Below are 15,452 nucleotides of genomic sequence, written 5' to 3'. Positions count from 1 at the left end.
TTCGACGAGGTTACCGAACTGGACGCCATCGGCGGGGTCCGCCCGCAACAGGTAACGAGGTGCTGCTATTGGGATACCGCGTACTCGGTGCGGGTATGGTTCGCACGATTTCCACTCCGGGGTCCGAGCGATCGGTGCGGCGGCCCTGGTGGCGGCGCCTGGCGACGGTCGCTGCCCTCGCCATCGTGGTCGTCGCCGTCGCGGTCGCCACGACCGGATCGGCCGCCGGCGCGGCGCAGGCGGACGCCAACGAGTCGACGACCAACGAATCGATCGAGACGACCGAACTGGTCCCGCTAAATCTGACCGCCGCGGCGGCCAACGACTCGACCGCCGTGACGATTTCCGGAGAGGGCCAGACTGTCACCGACCCGTTCGTGCTCGAGGGCGGCCTGCTGCTCGTCGGGTACGACCACGCTGGCGAGTCGAACTTCCAGCTCGTCCTCTGGAACGAGAGCGCCGACGAGGAGGTCGCCTACCTCGCGAACCGGATCGGCACCGTCGACGGCGTCGGGGCGACCGGGCTCCCCGCGGGCGAGTACTCCATGGCCGTCACCGCCGATGGGCCCTGGAATCTGACGCTGCTCCAGCCGAACGCGACAGCGACCGCGTCGGCTGCTCCAGCGAACGCGACCGACGGCGGCGCGACTACAACGGACGGGCGTTCGAACGCCACGCCCGTCTACCCGAACGCCACCGAAGCGCCGGCGACCGCGAGCGGCGAGGGACAGGCCGTCCTCGGCCCCGTGAACTTCACCGAGAGCGTGATCCTGACCGCCAATCACACCGGCGAGTCGAACTTCCAGGTCACAATCTGGAGCGAGAACGCGACCTCCTTCCTCGACGCGTCCTACGCGTTCAACGAGATCGGGCGCGTCGACGGCGCCGAAACCCGACTCAGGCACACCGGCACCGCCTGGATCGTCGTCAACGCCGACGGGGCCTGGGAGCTGTCGATCGAGTGAGCGCGACGCGGCGCTCTCGGCTCAGAGCTTGCCCTTCCCGTCCCAGATCGCGGTGAGCATGTCCGCGAACGCCGCAGTCCGCTTGGGGTAGCCGTCCTCGTCGTCCTCGTCGAGTGGCGCGTTCGCGATCGCCTCGACGAATTCGCTGTCGAACGTCGTGTCGCGGATGGTCTCCCGGACCTCGAAGCTGAGTCGGCCGTCCTCGTCGGTGTCGAGCCAGCCGACCTGGCGCTGGCGGTTGTCGTACTCGAGCGTGTACGTCTCGCCGCCGATCAGTTCGCAGATCGCGTCCATCTCGCCGACCTCGAGCCACCCGCCCGGCGTCTCGAGGTGGAGGACGCCCTCGCGCACGTCGGTCTCGTAACGCTTCACGACCGAGGGGAGTGGCCTGGCCGGCCTAAACCTTGCGTGCTGGGCTAGAAATCCCCGTTTTCGTGAGTGCAATCGCTTCCCTGAAAGCCCTCGGCGCGCTCGCGGCCGCTCGGCGACATATCGCGCCGCTCTCCGCACCGTCCGCGGCGCGATAGGGGTCGCCGAGCGACCGAACGGTGCGCGAGCGGGGCGGTCGGCAGCGCCGACCGCCTGAAACGTGGCGGCGGAGCCGCCACGCACGCCTCGCCCTTTCATTCCACCAGGAATACTGGCTGGTCGATCGGTCGGATCCCGGCGGCTTCTTGCCATGCTTCGTCGTGGTGGGCCGCGCTTCTGTGGTCGTTGGAGAGACGGCCGGCGGACGCCGTCGTCTCTCAACCGAGCGTCGTGATCGAGCAGTCCCCCGTGTCGACGTCGACCTCGAGGCGCCTGGAGCCGTCCCCGAGGACGATCCGCGTCGAGTCCGCGGCCTCCCGAACGGTATCGAGGCCGTCGCCGTGGACGGTCACCTCGCCGGCGTCGACCGACGCCGAAATCGTGACGTCCAGGGACCTGGCGATCGCGAGGGAGACGTCGCCCGCTGTGCCCCGGATTTCGGGTTCGCCAGCGAGCCCACGGACCGTTGCCCTGACCGCGCCCGTCTCGGTCGCCAGCCGCTCGATCTCGCCGTCCGCGGAGACGTCGCCCGTGTCGGTCCGCGCGGCGATCGGCCCCGTTACGTCGCGGACGGTCACGTCGCCGGTGCCGTTCCGTGCGTCGACGGCCCCATCGACGTTCGCCACGTACACGTCGCCGACGTCGGCGCTGGCGAGCACCGACCCTGTGACGTCCTCGACGTCCAGGTCGCCGGTCTCGGTCGTCGCTCGATCGAGCGCGACGCCAGCGGGGACCTCTATTCGAAGGTCGAGCGTCGGGGTTCGCAACCACCCCGTCAGTTCGGGGGCGTCGCCGAGTTCGGTGCCGATTACGAGCCGATCGCCGTCGCGGCGCTGCGTGACCGAGAGTGCGTCGATGCCGTCCTCACTGGCGGCCACCTTCTCGCCGTGGATCCGAATCTCGTCGCCGTCGTGCCCGCGAACGGCGAGGTCGCCGGTGTCGCTGTCGACCGCCACCGAGTCGACGTCGCTGGCGTCGACGGACTGGCTGACGGTCGCCTGCTCGTCTCGATCGACCAGACTACAGCCCGCGACGGCGGCGAGGGCGGCGCTGCAGGCTCCGGCGAGCGCGCGTCGCCGGGTCGTGGAGGGGACCATACACCCGGCTAGCCGCCACCACCTCAAAAACCCGGATCGACAGTTGCAGGCTCTGCAACGCCGCTATCGTGGCGTGTTGCCGTATCACAATGGCCGCAGCGGCGAACTCCTCCACACCCAGGCACCCCTTCGTTTCAGGTGGAGATCACGGCCGGTTCGCTCGGCGGACCGCCCGCCGCCCGCCTGCGATTCCCGGCCCCGTTCGACCTGTCGGTCCCGAGGCGACGCGTACTTTGGCGCTCGCCGGCTAGGCGGGTCCAGTGACAGAGGACGACGCTGCAGACGCCGGTGCAGCCGAGTCGGACGTCGAGGCGGCGGAACCGACCGTCGAACTCGGCGAGGGCGAGGACGCCGTCGATCTCGCCGTCGACGACGTCCAGACCGCCCTGCAGGCCATCGGCCAGCCCTTCGCGACCGCCGACCAGCTCTCCCGGGAACTCGACGTCTCGCAGGCCGCCGCCAGCGACGCCCTCGACCTGCTCGCCGAACGCACGACGGCGCTCGAACGCGACGACGTCTCCCACGATCCGGTCGTCTACTACCCCCACGCCGTCGCCGACCTCGCGAAGACCGAACGCGTGGTGCCCTTCCCCTCGCGCAAGGAGATCGTCGTGGACCGTCCGCGGCAGTTTACCCGCGCCAGGCTCTCGCAGTTCGCCCGGCTCGTCGAGGCCGACGACGGCCGCTACCTCTACGAACTTCGCCCCGAGGACGTCTGGGCGGCGCCCTACGACAGCCTCGACGCCCTGATCGGCTCCCTCCGGGCCGTCCTTCCCGACCCCGAACCCGCACTTGAGGGGTGGATCGCCGACCAGTGGGCTCGCGCCGGGAAGTTCCGGCTCTACACCCACGATGACGGCTACGAGGTGCTGGAAGCCGAGTCGGCGTCGCTGTTGAGCAACGTCGCCGAGCCGAAGCTCGAGGACGGACAGCTCCGCGCCCGCATCTCCGACACCGGGGCGTGGGTCGCCGAGGAGGCGATCGCCGCCGTCAAGCGCACGCTCTACGAGGCGGGCTACCCCGTCAAGGACGAGCGCGACCTCGAATCCGGCGAGCCCGTCGAGTTCGACCTGAACCTCCAGCTCCGGGACTACCAGCAGGACTGGGTCGAGCGCTTCGAGGACGCTGGCGCCGGCGTGCTCGTCGGGCCGCCCGGCTCGGGCAAGACCGTCGCCGCGATGGGGATCATGAGCGCGATCGGCGGGGAGACGCTGCTGCTCGTCCCGAGCCGCGAACTCGTCTCGCAGTGGCGCGAGGAGCTGCTGACCCACACCACCCTGGAGCCCGAGCAGGTCGGCGAGTACCACGGCGGCACGAAGCAGGTCCGCCCGATCACGATCGCGACCTACCACGTCGCGGGAATGGACCGCCACCGGGAACTCTTCGAGTCCCGCGAGTGGGGCCTCCTCCTGTTCGACGAGGCCCACCACGTCCCGGCGCCGGTCTACCGCCGCAGCGCGGACCTCCAGTCCCGACACCGCCTCGGCCTCTCCGCCACGCCCGTCCGCGAGGGCGACGACGAGGCCGACATCTACACGTTGATCGGCCCGCCGATCGGCACCGACTGGGACCAGCTCTTCGACGCCGGCTACGTCGCCGAGCCCGAACTGGAGCTGCACTTCGTCCCCTGGCCCGAGCGGGCGGAGGCGGCGGAGTCCGCAGACACGGAGCCGGATGCGACAGATTCGGCGGCTGCCGGTGACGAGACAGCCACCGGAACCGACCCCGATGCTGGACCCACCGACGCGAGCGTCCCGACGAAACCGCCAGAATCGGGCCCCGACGCCGCAACGGTCACCGCCCAGGACGAGTACGCCGCCAGCCACGGTCACGAGCGCCGGCAGGCGGCAGCCACGAACCCCGCGAAGATCGCCCACGTCGAGGCGCTGCTCGCCGAGCACCCGACCCAGCAGTCGCTCGTGTTCGTGGACTACCTCGACCAGGGCGAGGCGATCGCCGACGCCATCGACGCACCCTTCCTCTCCGGTGAGACCCGCCACGCCGAACGCGAGCGGCTCCTGTCGTCGTTCCGCGCCGGCGACCTCGGCACGCTCGTCGTCTCCCGGGTCGGCGACGAGGGCATCGACCTCCCGGAGGCCGAGGTCGCCATCGTCGCCTCCGGGCTCGGCGGCTCCCGCCGCCAGGGCGCCCAGCGCGCGGGCCGCACGATGCGCCCCGCCGGGAAGGCCCAGGTCTACGTGCTCGCGACGACCGGCACCGAGGAAGAGGAGTTCGCCCGCCAGCGCACTCGCCACCTCGCGGGCAAGGGCGTCGACGTCCGGGAGGTCCACGTCGACGCGCCCGGGGAGCTGGCATCGAGCGACTGGGCCGCGGAGTGACGGCGTCTCGCTGCCGAGGTCCGGCCTGCAGCCGTCGACTCCCGCTGGCACTGCCTGGCACACCGTACGGAGGATTTTCACCGTAGCTCCCGCATCGTCGCTCGATGGCCGAACTCCGGGAACTGACGACCGACGCCGAGTGGGAGCGCGCCGTCCCGATCCTTCGCCAGCTCTGGAGCTACGTCGACGAGGCGTTCGTGCGATCCTGGCGGGACGAGGACGACTACCGGCTCCTGGGCTGGTTCGCCAAAGCGACCGGCGGGGATGCCGACGCCCGCGGCGCAAGCGCCGAATCGCTCGTCGCGGTCGCCGGCGTCTACGTCCAGACCGTCGTCCACCACGAGCGGAGCCTGTGGATTCACGACCTCGTGGTCGACGAGGCCCACCGTGGCGAGGGCCACGGCGAAGCGCTGCTCGACGCGCTGGAGACCTGGGGCGAGACGCGGGATTGCGACCACGTCGCGCTCGTCTGTGCCGCGGACAACGACGAGGCTGCGGCCTTCTACGAGCACGTCGGCATGGAGCCGTTCGGGACGGTGTACGAACGCGAGCTGTGACCGACTGGCCCGAGTGCGGCATCGCGCTGGCTGCATCGACGCGACTTCTCCGTCTGTGACGGCGCACCTGGTTTTAAGCCACCACTCCACGCACGGATCCACATGAATCGAGAGCAGGCGTTCCTCCTCGTGCTCCTCGTCGCCACGGCGGTGGCGAGCTTCTACGTCCTGCTACCGTTCCTGAACTACGTCCTCGGCGCACTCCTGCTGGGCTACGTCCTCCGGCCACTCCACACCCGGCTGGCGCCCCACGTCGGCGAGCGGCCGGCCGCGATCACCGTCATCGCGACGGCGGCCGTCGCGATCATCGCTCCGCTCGTCTACATCGGCTACGTGGTCTATCAGGACGCCCAGGACCTCGCCGCCGGTGAGTCGTCGCTGAACTTCCAGGCGATCGAAACGGAGCTCGAATCGACCACGGGCGAGAGCGTCGATCTCGCCAGCGTGACCGGTGATTTCGGGACGCTGCTCGGCGACTTCCTCTACGGCAACGGCGTCGAGATCTTCTCCTACGTCACGACGGTCCTGCTCGGGTTCACGCTCGTGCTCTTCCTCGTGTACTACGTGCTGCTCGACGGCCCCGACTTCGTCCAGTGGACCGTCTCGACGGCGCCGCTCGACGACGCCGTCGCCCACGAGATCGCTTCCCGGATGGACCGGATGGCCTGGGGCGTGGTCGCCGGCCACATCTTCGTGGCCTTCGTCCAGGGGATCGTCGGCGGCGTCGGCCTCTTCGTCGCCGGGGTCCCCAGCCCGATCTTCTGGTCGGCCGTGATGGTGATCACGGCGCTCCTGCCGGTCGTCGGTGCCTTCCTCGTGTGGGGCCCGGCTGCCGGCTACCTCTACCTCGTCGGCGAGCCGCGCATGGCGGCGTTTCTCTTCCTCTGGGGCCTCGTCGTGGTGAGTCTCGTCGACAACTACCTGCGCTCGATCGCCATCGACCAGTCGGCGGACGTGAACCCCGGCGTCATCCTCGTCGGCGTCATCGGCGGCATCTACAGCCTCGGCGCGGTGGGCCTGTTCGTCGGCCCGCTCGTGGTCGGCCTGTTCGCCGCGATGATTCGCGCGTTCGACGCCCACTACGACGCGCTCGGCCGGGACACGCCGCCGCCGGAGCCGCCACAGGACGGCCGATTGAGCTGGCTCGAGACCCAACCTGCCGCGACTCGGGAGGACTACGGCGGCCACGCGAACCCGGACGACGGGGAGTGACGGCGAGGGGTCTCGCTCGGCGTTTCCGTTTCAAGTCGGACCCACCTCGCGAACGGTTCCGGTAGCGCCCGGTGGTCCGATCGCTGCCCGGACGGGTACCCTACCTATTGCCGTCGCTGTTCGGCCGTGATCCCCCGACGAGAATCCTCACGCTGTCTGCCAGTTGTCGATGCAATCGCCGCCGCAGAAGTCGTGATAGACGATCCGGCCACCAGTCCGGACCGCTGCAACTTTGAACCGTTCGCCCCCTTCGATGCTCCCGCCGCAGGCCTCGCACTCGCCCGATCCGCCGTCGAGTCGGATCCGCGTCGACACCGACTGGATCGGTCCCTCATCCACGCTACTCTCTGCCATACCAACAGAAAAACATGTGTACACTTATAGGCGTCGGCTCGCGGCTAAATCTTCACGACCGTGAGGAACACGCCGATCCGACCGACGTTGTCCGCCGACGCGACCGTGCCACCGATCCCACGCTCGCCGGCGTGGAGATGTCTGGAAGTGAACGCTCCGCAGAAACAGGTCCGGACGGGTCGCTCCGCTACCAGGGCTCGTCCTTGAACCCGAGCTGGTAGGCGATCACGTTCGTCCCCACGTGGAGGACGGGCGTGAGCACCAGCACCGCGAGAAGCACTGGCGGCTCGAACACGTCGCCGAACCAGTCCCGGGCGGCAAGGGCAGTCAGCCCGAGCGCACCCACGACGAAGTCCAGCTGGTCGACGCCGGGGAACGCCGCGCCGCGTTCGCGGCCAGTCCGTCGCTTGAGGAAGGACGCGCCGACGTCGCCGAGCATCGCGCCGGCCGGGAGCGCGAGCGCCGCGGTGATCGGGAACCCCGGGAGGTCGACGCCGAGCGTGCTGCCGGCGTCGCCAGCGATCGCGTCGAGTGCGAGTGCGAGCGCCAGCCCCGCTGCGATCCCGAACGCCGTCCCGCGCCAGGTCTTGCCGTCGCCGAGGACCCGCTTCCCGCCCCAGGTCCGGCCGCCGTCGATCGGGCGGCCCCCGCCGGCGAGCACGGCGACGTTGTTCGGCACGTACGCCGGCAGCATCGCCCAGACTGCGATCGCGACGACCTCGAGCACCATATGCCCGAGCGTGCGGGCCGGCCACATAATGGGTGGCGATCCGGCAGCGACGGGCGGCGCGAGCCCACGTGCCTCGCGGTCCGCTGGATCCCGCATCCCGGCGCCGTCCGTCACGAACGATCATCGGACATTTACCGGGCGACTGCGAAGCAGTGGCCATGATCCCGCCGATCGCGAGTCGCTTCGTCGGGGGCGAAACCCCTGCAGAGGCCGTCGATACCGCCTGGGACCTCCAGGACCGGCAGGTGGGTGCGATTCTCAATCTCCTCGGGGAACACTACACCGACCCCGAGGACGCCGCCGGGGACCGCGACGCCTACCGCGACCTCCTCGCGGACATCGAAGACCCCGAACTCAGGGCCTGCGTCTCCGTCAAGCCCTCCCAACTGGGTCTCGACGTCGGGGCCGACACCTTCCGCGAGAACGCTAGGCTCGTCGTCGAGGCCGCCGCCGAGCACGACGGCTTCGTCTGGTTCGACATGGAGGACCACGAGACGACCGACGTCACGCTCGACGCCGTCGAGGCCTTCGCAACCGACGGCCACGACGTCGGCGTCTGCATGCAGGCGAACCTCCGGCGCACCGAGGCCGACGTCGAGCGGTTCGCCGACGTGCCGGCGAAGGTCCGCCTCGTGAAGGGCGCCTACGACGAACCCGAGGCGATCGCTTACACCGACCGCGCCGCCGTCAACGACGCCTACCGCGACCTGCTCACCCAGGCGTTCGAGACCTACGACGGCGGCGTCGCCGTCGGCTCCCACGACGAGCAGATGATCGAGCACGCCATCGAGTGTCACGAGGCGACGGGCACCGACTTCGAGTTCCAGTTCCTCGCGGGCGTGCGCGAGGATCGACTCTTCGACCTCGCGGAGACCTACGAGTGCTGGCAGTACGTGCCCTACGGCGGCAAGTGGTTCTCCTACTTCTCGCGGCGGGTCCTCGAGCGCAAGGAGAACGCGCTGTTCGCGCTCCGGGCGATCCTCAACCGCTGATCGCACTCGCCCGTCACTCGTCGGCCGTCTCGTTCTCACCTGCTTCGCCGCCTTCGTCTCCCTCCCGGGCTTCAGCGGTGGATCCGTCGTTGGGGTCGTCGACGGGGTCGTCGTCGGCAGGCCGATCCATCTCCTCGTTCGCCGCGTCGTCCACCGCCGTCGACTCGGCCGCTGCCGGTGCCCCCGCGTCGGCTCCGGCGTCCTGTGGCCCTGTCTCCCCCTGTCCGGCGGACTCCGTCCCGGCGTCGTCTGCTGCGGCCGTCGCGCCGTTGCCCGCCGCGACGTCGGCAGCCGGCCCGTCAGTCGAGCCACCTCCGCCGTCGGCGCCGGTCGCGTCGCCACGCCCGCCGCTGTTCAGGAAGTAGCCGGCGCCGCCGGCGACCAGGACGGCGGCAACGCCACCGCCGATGAGCGGCCAGGGCAGCCCGCTGTCGCTCTCGCCGCCGTCGCCATCGCCGCTCGCCCCGTCGCTGCCGCCGTCAGTGCCACTTGCGGACCCGCCGTCAGTGTCGCTCGACCCATCGCTGCCACTGCCGTCAGTGTCGTTCGTTGACCCGCCGTCACCGTCGTTCGTGGATCCGCCGTCAGTGGCGTCGTCGGTCGCGTTCCCGTCGGTGGTACCGTCCCCGCTGCCGTCGCCGTCATCTCCACTGCCGCTCCCACCGTCCGTTCCGCCATCCGATTGGTTCCCGCTCTCCGCTCGGAGTGCGACCTCGTTCGTTCCCGCCGGGAGCGTGAGACCCAGGGCACCGGAGCTGTCGACGGTGCCGGTAGCGAGCGTGCTCCCGCTGGCGTCCACGGCCTCTATCGTGGTCCCGCCGCCGAACCCGGTGTCGGTGACCTCGATCGTCCAGTCGCTCGTTGCGTCGTACGCGAAGTCGGCCGCGCCGTCGCCGAACTGCGCGTCCGCGACCGAGAGCGCCCGCACCTGCCCCGCGACGCGCACTGCTTGCTCGCCGTCGGGGTCGATCACGATCGGGGCCGCCGTGGCGTCGATCCCACCGAGGCAGGTCTCCGGACCCGTCCCGTCCTCGAGCACGAGTTCGGTGGCACCCCCGGAGGACAGCGTGACGTTCCGGAACCGGAGGGTCTGGTCGTCGACGAACGGCCCGCTGCCGGGCATCGGCTCGCTGTCGTTGTACCAGACCGTGAAGCCGCCGTCCGTCTGGAAGGGCGTCCCCCGTTCGGTGCCGACGCACCCGGCGTCCGGGTCGGCGGCCGCGACGCCGCCGAGTGAACCGATCGCGACCGCGAGGAGCGCGGCGATCGCGACCGCCGCGATCACGCCGCGGGTCCTCACTGCCCTTCGCCTCCGCTCTCCGGATCGCCGGCGTCTCCCTCCCCGGTGGTGACCGTCGACTCCTTCGGCATTCCACCGTCGGCGGCGACCATCGCATTCTGGACGAACTCGACTTCGGCACGGAGTTCCTGGAGCTCCGAGCGGAGTGCCTCGTTCTCGGCTTCGAGTTCGTCGATCCGATCGCTGGTCGTTTCTACACGTTCGGTGGTCTCTTCGTTGCGCTCCGCGAGGCCCTGGATGGCGGCGAACGCGACGCCGTCGGCGTCGACGGTGCTGATCTGCTCCTCGTCGTCGCCGAGCCCAAAGGCCTCGTGGAACTCCTCGGACATCGGGCCCATGTGCCGGACGCCGGGCTGGCTGTCGTAACTCCACCGGGAGATCTCGAGGTCGGTCACCCGCTCGAGGACGTCCTCGCCGGCGACCGGTTCGACGTCGGACTTCAGCGTCCGCGAGGACGCCGAGGACCACGAGCCCGACCCCGAGGACAGCTCGACGCCCGTCGTCGCTCCTGCGTTCGAGAAGAAGAACGTGCCGCCGGAGGCCAGCACGGCGAACTCGTCCGGGTTCAGCGTGGTGAGCCCACCGCTCGAAGTGTCGGACCAGATGAACGCCCCCTCGTGCGTCGCGGACGCGTGCGTCCCGCCGGCGAAGGAGTGGGGCGCCGCCGCACTGTTTGCCTCTCCGCCCGGCACGACCGCGTAGTCGCCACTGGCCTCGTTCAGGACGCCCCCGCCGACCGTCGCCCCCTCGCCGCTGGCGGTGTTGTCCCTGCCGCCGCTGATCGTGGCTTGCAGCGAGTTCGCGGTGTTACCGTTGCCACCCCCGATGGCGGTCTGCCTGCCGCTCGCGTCGTTGGTGATGCCGCCGGCGATCGTTGCGGCGTTCCCCGTCGCCTCGTTGCCCGTGCCGCCACCGACCGCCGCCCTGCGGCCCGCATCGTGTGGCGCGCCGGCCCGGCCGCCGCCGCTGATCGTGGCGCACGGGCCCGATGCGCCGTTGTTCGAGTGCCCGAGGACGACCGAGCCGGCAAGCGATTGCGTCTGCTCCTCCTGACCGAGGTGGAGGGCACGGCTCCCGCCGACGGAGAGTTCGAACTGCGTCGACGCGAGACCGGCGTTGATCGTCTCGACGTTCAGCGCCCGTAGCGGGTCGTTCGACGTCCCGATCTGGCCCTGCGGATCGCCGGCTGCAGTGGTCGCGCCCAGGCCCGCCAGGCCGGCGAGCCCCAGCGCTCCGAGCACCGACCGCCGCGAGACGACCCCGCCGCCGCTGGCTGTGGCGGCGCGCTCGGTCTCCAGTTCGACGACCCGCTCGGCGAGCGTCTCGACCGTCCGTTCGAGTCGTTCGATGCGATCCGGTTCCGCTCCATCGTTCGCGGCGTCGTCCGCCGCGGTGGTGTCATCTCCAGTCATGGTGCTCTCTCGCAGTCACGAGCGGCGCAGTCCCGTCGCCGGGCGGGTACGACCTCCCGTCCCCAATCGCGCCCCGCGATCCGGTGGGCCGGATCGCGTGGACCCGCGGCGGCGGACGGCCCCCGACTGCGTGCTCGCTCGAACGTCGACGGTGGCCCGAGCGCGGTGCGCCCGGAGCCGAGACCGTCGACCGTGGTGTCGGGAAGCCCCCGTTACCCCATCAAACGGGACTCTAGGTGCTTGGGGTCGCCTCGAGGCCCCGAACGAGCCGTAGCGCCGACGAGGGGCCGGGAGTTCGATGACTCGGAGAATTTCGATCCGCGACACGTGCTCGAAACGAACACGCTCATTACCCCCGGGACCTCACGTTCAGGCGAATGGCGACCTGGAAACGGGACTTCGCGAGCGGCCTCGTCGTCCTCGTCCCGATCATCGTCACGATCTGGGTCGTGCTCTGGGTGTACGGCATCATCGCCAACGCGCCCTTCCTCGCCGCCGTCGACGCGAGCCTGCTCGAGTCCTTCGGGATCGAGAACGTGCCCGTCGAACTCGTCCGGGTGGTGGTCACGCTCGTCGTCTTTACCCTGCTCGTCCTCGGGGTCGGCTACCTGATGCGGACTGCCGTGGGCAACCTCTTCGAGTCCGCGCTCGACCGCCTCGTGAACCAGGTGCCCGGACTCCGCGTCGTCTACAACGCCTCGAAGATGGCCGCCGAGACCGCCCTCACCGGCACCCAGTCCCTCCAGACGCCCGTGAAGGTCGAGCCCTGGGACGGGATGCGCCTCACGGCGTTCAAGACGGGCAAGCAGACGCCCGACGGTCGCGAACTGCTCTTCATGCCGACCGCGCCGAACATCACCACCGGGTTCGTCGTCGAGGTCGCCCCCGAAGACATCACCGAGACCGACGAGGGCGTCGAGACCGCGCTCACTCGACTGCTCAGCGCCGGGTTCGGCGACGAGGAGGAGGCCAGTTCGCGGGTGCTCCCCTCCGGCGTCACCGAGGAGGACGTCTCCGAAGCGCTCGACGACGCGGACGCCGAGGAGGAGATCGGGATCGAGCGGTCGGCGGAGCGCCGCGCCGGCGAGGTCGACGCGACGCCCGACGAGTAGGCGGCGTCGCCGTCGCTGTCGATCAGCGCTACTGTACCGAACCGGTCTGGGAAGTGAACGAACAGCGTCAGCGATCGGAACGTCGTGACCGCGCGGATCGACGGCGGCCGCTTCGATCGCGTCGGTCGGCTGGCGGTTGCGAGCCCCGACCTCAGACGTAGGAGAACCAGTCGTCGTACTCGTCGGTGCGCCGTTCGACCACGTCGAAGAACGTCTGCTGGAGCTCCTCGGTGACGGGGCCGCGGGTGCCAGAGCCGATCTCGACGTCGTCGACGGTGCGGATCGGCGTGACCTCGGCGGCGGTGCCGGTGAAGAAGAGCTCGTCGGCGGTGTAGAGCTCCCCGCGGCTGATCGACGCCTGGTCGTGGACGGTGTAGCCGAGGTCGCGAGCGATCTGAATGATCGACTCCCGGGTGATCCCCTCGAGGATGCTCTCTGAGAGGCCGGGGGTGAAGATCTCGCCGTCCCGGACGAGGAACAGGTTCTCGCCGGGGCCCTCCGCGACCTGGCCGTCCTTGTTGAGGACGATGGCCTCGACGTAGCCGTTGCGACGGGCCTCCTCGCCAGCGAGCATGCTGTTGATGTAGGGACCGGTCGCCTTGACGTTCGTCGGGATCTGGCTCGGGTGGTGCTTGCGCCAGCTGGAGATCATCACGTCGACGCCGTTCTCGAGGGCGTCCTCGCCGAGGTAGGCGCCCCACGGCCAGGCCGCGATCGCGGTCCGCGTCGGGCAGTCTTTCGGGCTGACCCCGAGGCTGTCGTAGCCGTAGAAGACGATCGGCCGGATGTAACAGGAGGGCAAGTCCTGGTCGCGGATGAGTTGCTCCGTTGCCTCCCGAAGCTCCTCGGGCTCGTGCTGGATGTCCAGCTCGAGTGGCTTTGCCGACTCGTAGAGGCGGTCCACGTGTGAATCCCACCGGAAGATCGCCGGTCCCTCCTCGGTGTCGTAACAGCGGATCCCCTCGAAGACGGCGGTGCCGTAGTGGAGACTGTGCGTGAGGACGTGGATCTGGGCCTCGTCCCAGTCCACGAACTCACCGTCGAGCCAGATCGTGTCCACGTCCATGTCCTCGAATCCCATGCGCGGTGGGACGGCCCCGTGCCTACTAAGTCTGTGCGATCCACGCCCCGCGACACCGGTCCGCACACGCCAGAACGCTACATCGTGGCACAATACTGATCCCGACGTCCGGTACCTCGCGGTCACTCCAGCGGCTTGATACCGCCGATTCGGAAGCAGGCGCCGCCGGATGGTCCGTTCTCCGCGGTGACGGTCCAGCCGTGGCGTTCGAGCAGATCGCCGACGATCGCGAGTCCGATGCCGGTGCCATCCCGGCTGCCAGTCTCGCCGAGCTCGAAGAGTGCAGCGGTCGCGCCGTCGGGGAAGCCGACGCCGTCGTCGGCGACGACGAGTTCGCCGTCCTCGGCGTCGAAGGTCACGTGGACGGTCAGCGTCACCGCTTCGGCATCTTCCCCCTCGTCCGGCCGCCCGTGCTCGATCGCGTTCCGGAACAGATTCTCGAAAACGCGTTGCAGCTGGGAAGCGTCGGCCTCGACGCGCGGGAGGCCACCGTCCTCGCTCGCCCCCTTGGCGATCTCGAGCGTCGCGTTCGGCGTGTCGACCGCTGCCCAGGCGTCGGACACCACTACCGTGAGCTCCGTCGGCGCGAGCGTGAGCTCCTGCTCGGCACGGGTCAACGCCAGGATGTCCGAGATGATCGCCTCGATCCGATCCAGCGACTGCGCGATCTCCTCGATCGCCGGGTCGTCACTTCGCTCCTCGAGGAGGTCGACGTACCCCTGCGCGACGTTGAGCGGGTTCCGAACGTCGTGGGAGACGAGGCTCGCGAATCTCTCAAGCTGTTCGGTCCGTCGTTCGAGTTCCGTCTCGCGCTGCTCGAGTGCGTCCCGCGTTTCGACGGCGTTCAGCGCGTGGCCGATCGCCTCGCCGAGCTCCGCGAGGACGGCGGTTTCGCTCTCGTAGACGGCGTGCTCGGGATCGGTCTCGAGGACGAGGACGCCGAAGCGCTCGTCCTCGTAGCCGATCGGCACGGCCACGCGAAGCAGCGTCTCACAGGCTTTCGCGGCCGGGTCGGTCGCCCCGGCGTCCGTCTCCGAATCGTCACCTACAAGCCGTCGCAGTCTTGCGGTTTCGACCGTCCCCCGTTCCACGCAGCGCCGGGCCAACCCGGTATCGCTCGTCTCGCCCGACGCGCTTCCGGCCGCGCTGTCAGGTTCGGGATCGACCCCCGTCTCCCTGCGTTCGTGGTACGCCGCGTATCGGTAGACGGCCTGTTCGGTCAGCTCCGAACAGAGGGCTGCCAGCATCTCGCCGCGATCCTCCTCGAGCACGAGCGTCTGGGTCACGCCGCGCATCAGGTGGTTGATCCGGTCCTGTTCGGCGGCGCGACGCTCCGCGAGCTGGCCGCGGATCGCCGAATCCACGTGATAGCGTAGCTGGCCGACGGCATCCTCACCGGGTTGGTCCCGAACGTACGCCCGGACGCCGTTCGCGGCGGCGAGTCGGAGGCTATCCTCGTTCACGACGTCCGTGAAGATCACGACCGGCAGGTCGCCGTGTTCCTCGCGCACGGCTTCGAGGAGCCGGAGCCCACCCATGTAGGTCCGGCCCCGCTCGTCGGGCACGTCGTAGCCGGTGATCACGCAGTCGATCCGCTGGCGGTCGAGTGTGGTCAGCGCCGCTTCCCGACTCGCGACGGTGACGACCTCGGAATCGAACTCGCTCCCGGCAAGGGCCTCGGCGATGGCACCGCTCTCTGGATCGTGCCCGAACACGAGCAGTCGCGGCACCAGCCTATGCACGCCTGCCTCAACGATCTGGGACGATTAATCG

General features: G+C 69.8%; 14 protein-coding genes. 6 read left to right on the top strand and 8 right to left on the bottom strand.

What is annotated here, in order from left to right:
* Positions 1 to 95: 95 nt before the first annotated feature.
* Positions 96 to 965, top strand: a complete 870-nt coding sequence (locus L593_RS07425; RefSeq protein ID WP_020446326.1) for a hypothetical protein — start codon at positions 96 to 98, stop codon at positions 963 to 965.
* Positions 966 to 986: 21 nt separating this feature from the next.
* Here L593_RS07425 and L593_RS07420 read toward each other — a convergent pair whose 3' ends face one another.
* The gene (locus L593_RS07420) at positions 987 to 1,337 is read right to left on the bottom strand and encodes a hypothetical protein (protein WP_020446325.1); all 351 of its coding nucleotides are present in this window, start codon (positions 1,335 to 1,337) and stop codon (positions 987 to 989) included.
* A gap of 374 nt (positions 1,338 to 1,711) precedes the next feature.
* Positions 1,712 to 2,590: a DUF4097 family beta strand repeat-containing protein gene (locus L593_RS07415; RefSeq protein ID WP_020446324.1), complete on the bottom strand. Its 879-nt coding sequence runs from the start codon at positions 2,588 to 2,590 to the stop codon at positions 1,712 to 1,714.
* Positions 2,591 to 2,850: 260 nt separating this feature from the next.
* On the opposite strand from L593_RS07415, the gene L593_RS16285 reads away from it, so the two are divergent.
* The 3 genes from L593_RS16285 to L593_RS07400 all read left to right on the top strand — a co-directional run bounded on the left by L593_RS16285 (position 2,851) and on the right by L593_RS07400 (position 6,698).
* Positions 2,851 to 4,929, top strand: coding sequence for a DEAD/DEAH box helicase (locus tag L593_RS16285; RefSeq protein ID WP_020446323.1), 2,079 nt, complete (start codon positions 2,851 to 2,853; stop codon positions 4,927 to 4,929).
* A gap of 104 nt (positions 4,930 to 5,033) precedes the next feature.
* Positions 5,034 to 5,486 carry an N-acetyltransferase gene (locus L593_RS07405; protein WP_020446322.1) on the top strand — a complete coding sequence of 151 codons (453 nt, stop codon included), beginning with the start codon at positions 5,034 to 5,036 and terminating at the stop codon, positions 5,484 to 5,486.
* Positions 5,487 to 5,588: 102 nt separating this feature from the next.
* Complete coding sequence (locus tag L593_RS07400) at positions 5,589 to 6,698, top strand: AI-2E family transporter (RefSeq protein WP_020446321.1); 1,110 nt, start codon at positions 5,589 to 5,591, stop codon at positions 6,696 to 6,698.
* 147 nt (positions 6,699 to 6,845) lie between these two features.
* Here the strand turns inward: L593_RS07400 and L593_RS07395 are convergent, their stop codons facing one another.
* Both L593_RS07395 and L593_RS07390 read right to left on the bottom strand, forming a co-directional pair.
* Positions 6,846 to 7,052: a hypothetical protein gene (locus L593_RS07395; protein WP_020446320.1), complete on the bottom strand. Its 207-nt coding sequence runs from the start codon at positions 7,050 to 7,052 to the stop codon at positions 6,846 to 6,848.
* A 187-nt stretch (positions 7,053 to 7,239) separates the two neighbouring features.
* Positions 7,240 to 7,782: a CDP-2,3-bis-(O-geranylgeranyl)-sn-glycerol synthase gene (locus L593_RS07390; protein ID WP_020446319.1), complete on the bottom strand. Its 543-nt coding sequence runs from the start codon at positions 7,780 to 7,782 to the stop codon at positions 7,240 to 7,242.
* 158 nt (positions 7,783 to 7,940) lie between these two features.
* On the opposite strand from L593_RS07390, the gene L593_RS07385 reads away from it, so the two are divergent.
* A complete protein-coding gene (locus L593_RS07385) occupies positions 7,941 to 8,774 on the top strand; it encodes a proline dehydrogenase family protein (protein ID WP_020446318.1) in 834 nt (277 codons plus the stop codon).
* 13 nt (positions 8,775 to 8,787) lie between these two features.
* Here the strand turns inward: L593_RS07385 and L593_RS15615 are convergent, their stop codons facing one another.
* A complete protein-coding gene (locus L593_RS15615; protein ID WP_049893953.1) occupies positions 8,788 to 10,074 on the bottom strand; it encodes a hypothetical protein in 1,287 nt (428 codons plus the stop codon).
* Complete coding sequence (locus L593_RS07375) at positions 10,071 to 11,486, bottom strand: tail fiber domain-containing protein (protein ID WP_020446316.1); 1,416 nt, start codon at positions 11,484 to 11,486, stop codon at positions 10,071 to 10,073. The genes L593_RS15615 and L593_RS07375 overlap by 4 nt, the downstream gene beginning before the upstream one ends.
* Before the next feature lie 377 nt (positions 11,487 to 11,863).
* Between L593_RS07375 and L593_RS07370 the strand changes: the two genes are divergently transcribed.
* Entirely contained in the window at positions 11,864 to 12,598 is a 735-nt protein-coding gene (locus tag L593_RS07370) for a DUF502 domain-containing protein (RefSeq protein WP_020446315.1), read from the top strand.
* Positions 12,599 to 12,749: 151 nt separating this feature from the next.
* On the opposite strand, the gene L593_RS07365 is transcribed toward L593_RS07370, so the two are convergent.
* Entirely contained in the window at positions 12,750 to 13,679 is a 930-nt protein-coding gene (locus L593_RS07365; RefSeq protein ID WP_020446314.1) for a branched-chain amino acid transaminase, read from the bottom strand.
* A 122-nt stretch (positions 13,680 to 13,801) separates the two neighbouring features.
* Positions 13,802 to 15,421 (bottom strand): ATP-binding protein, encoded by a 1,620-nt coding sequence (locus L593_RS07360; RefSeq protein ID WP_081638672.1) that lies wholly within the window; start codon positions 15,419 to 15,421, stop codon positions 13,802 to 13,804.
* Positions 15,422 to 15,452: the final 31 nt, after the last annotated feature.

The organism is Salinarchaeum sp. Harcht-Bsk1, from assembly GCF_000403645.1.
GTDB lineage: Archaea > Halobacteriota > Halobacteria > Halobacteriales > Salinarchaeaceae > Salinarchaeum.
The sequence above is the reverse complement of the archived record's forward strand: the minus strand, read 5'-3'. Positions and strand labels throughout refer to the sequence as shown.

What these genes read in the sequence shown, in the direction of transcription:
- L593_RS07415 (WP_020446324.1), bottom strand. Translation starts at nt 2,590, where the DNA reads ATGGTCCCCTCCACGACCCGGCGACGCGCGCTCGCCGGAGCCTGCAGC.
- L593_RS07395 (WP_020446320.1), bottom strand. Translation starts at nt 7,052, where the DNA reads ATGGCAGAGAGTAGCGTGGATGAGGGACCGATCCAGTCGGTGTCGACG.
- L593_RS07365 (WP_020446314.1), bottom strand. Translation starts at nt 13,679, where the DNA reads ATGGGATTCGAGGACATGGACGTGGACACGATCTGGCTCGACGGTGAG.
- L593_RS07390 (WP_020446319.1), bottom strand. Translation starts at nt 7,782, where the DNA reads ATGGTGCTCGAGGTCGTCGCGATCGCAGTCTGGGCGATGCTGCCGGCG.
- L593_RS07375 (WP_020446316.1), bottom strand. Translation starts at nt 11,486, where the DNA reads ATGACTGGAGATGACACCACCGCGGCGGACGACGCCGCGAACGATGGA.
- L593_RS07385 (WP_020446318.1), top strand. Translation starts at nt 7,941, where the DNA reads ATGATCCCGCCGATCGCGAGTCGCTTCGTCGGGGGCGAAACCCCTGCA.
- L593_RS07405 (WP_020446322.1), top strand. Translation starts at nt 5,034, where the DNA reads ATGGCCGAACTCCGGGAACTGACGACCGACGCCGAGTGGGAGCGCGCC.
- L593_RS07370 (WP_020446315.1), top strand. Translation starts at nt 11,864, where the DNA reads ATGGCGACCTGGAAACGGGACTTCGCGAGCGGCCTCGTCGTCCTCGTC.
- L593_RS07425 (WP_020446326.1), top strand. Translation starts at nt 96, where the DNA reads ATGGTTCGCACGATTTCCACTCCGGGGTCCGAGCGATCGGTGCGGCGG.
- L593_RS07400 (WP_020446321.1), top strand. Translation starts at nt 5,589, where the DNA reads ATGAATCGAGAGCAGGCGTTCCTCCTCGTGCTCCTCGTCGCCACGGCG.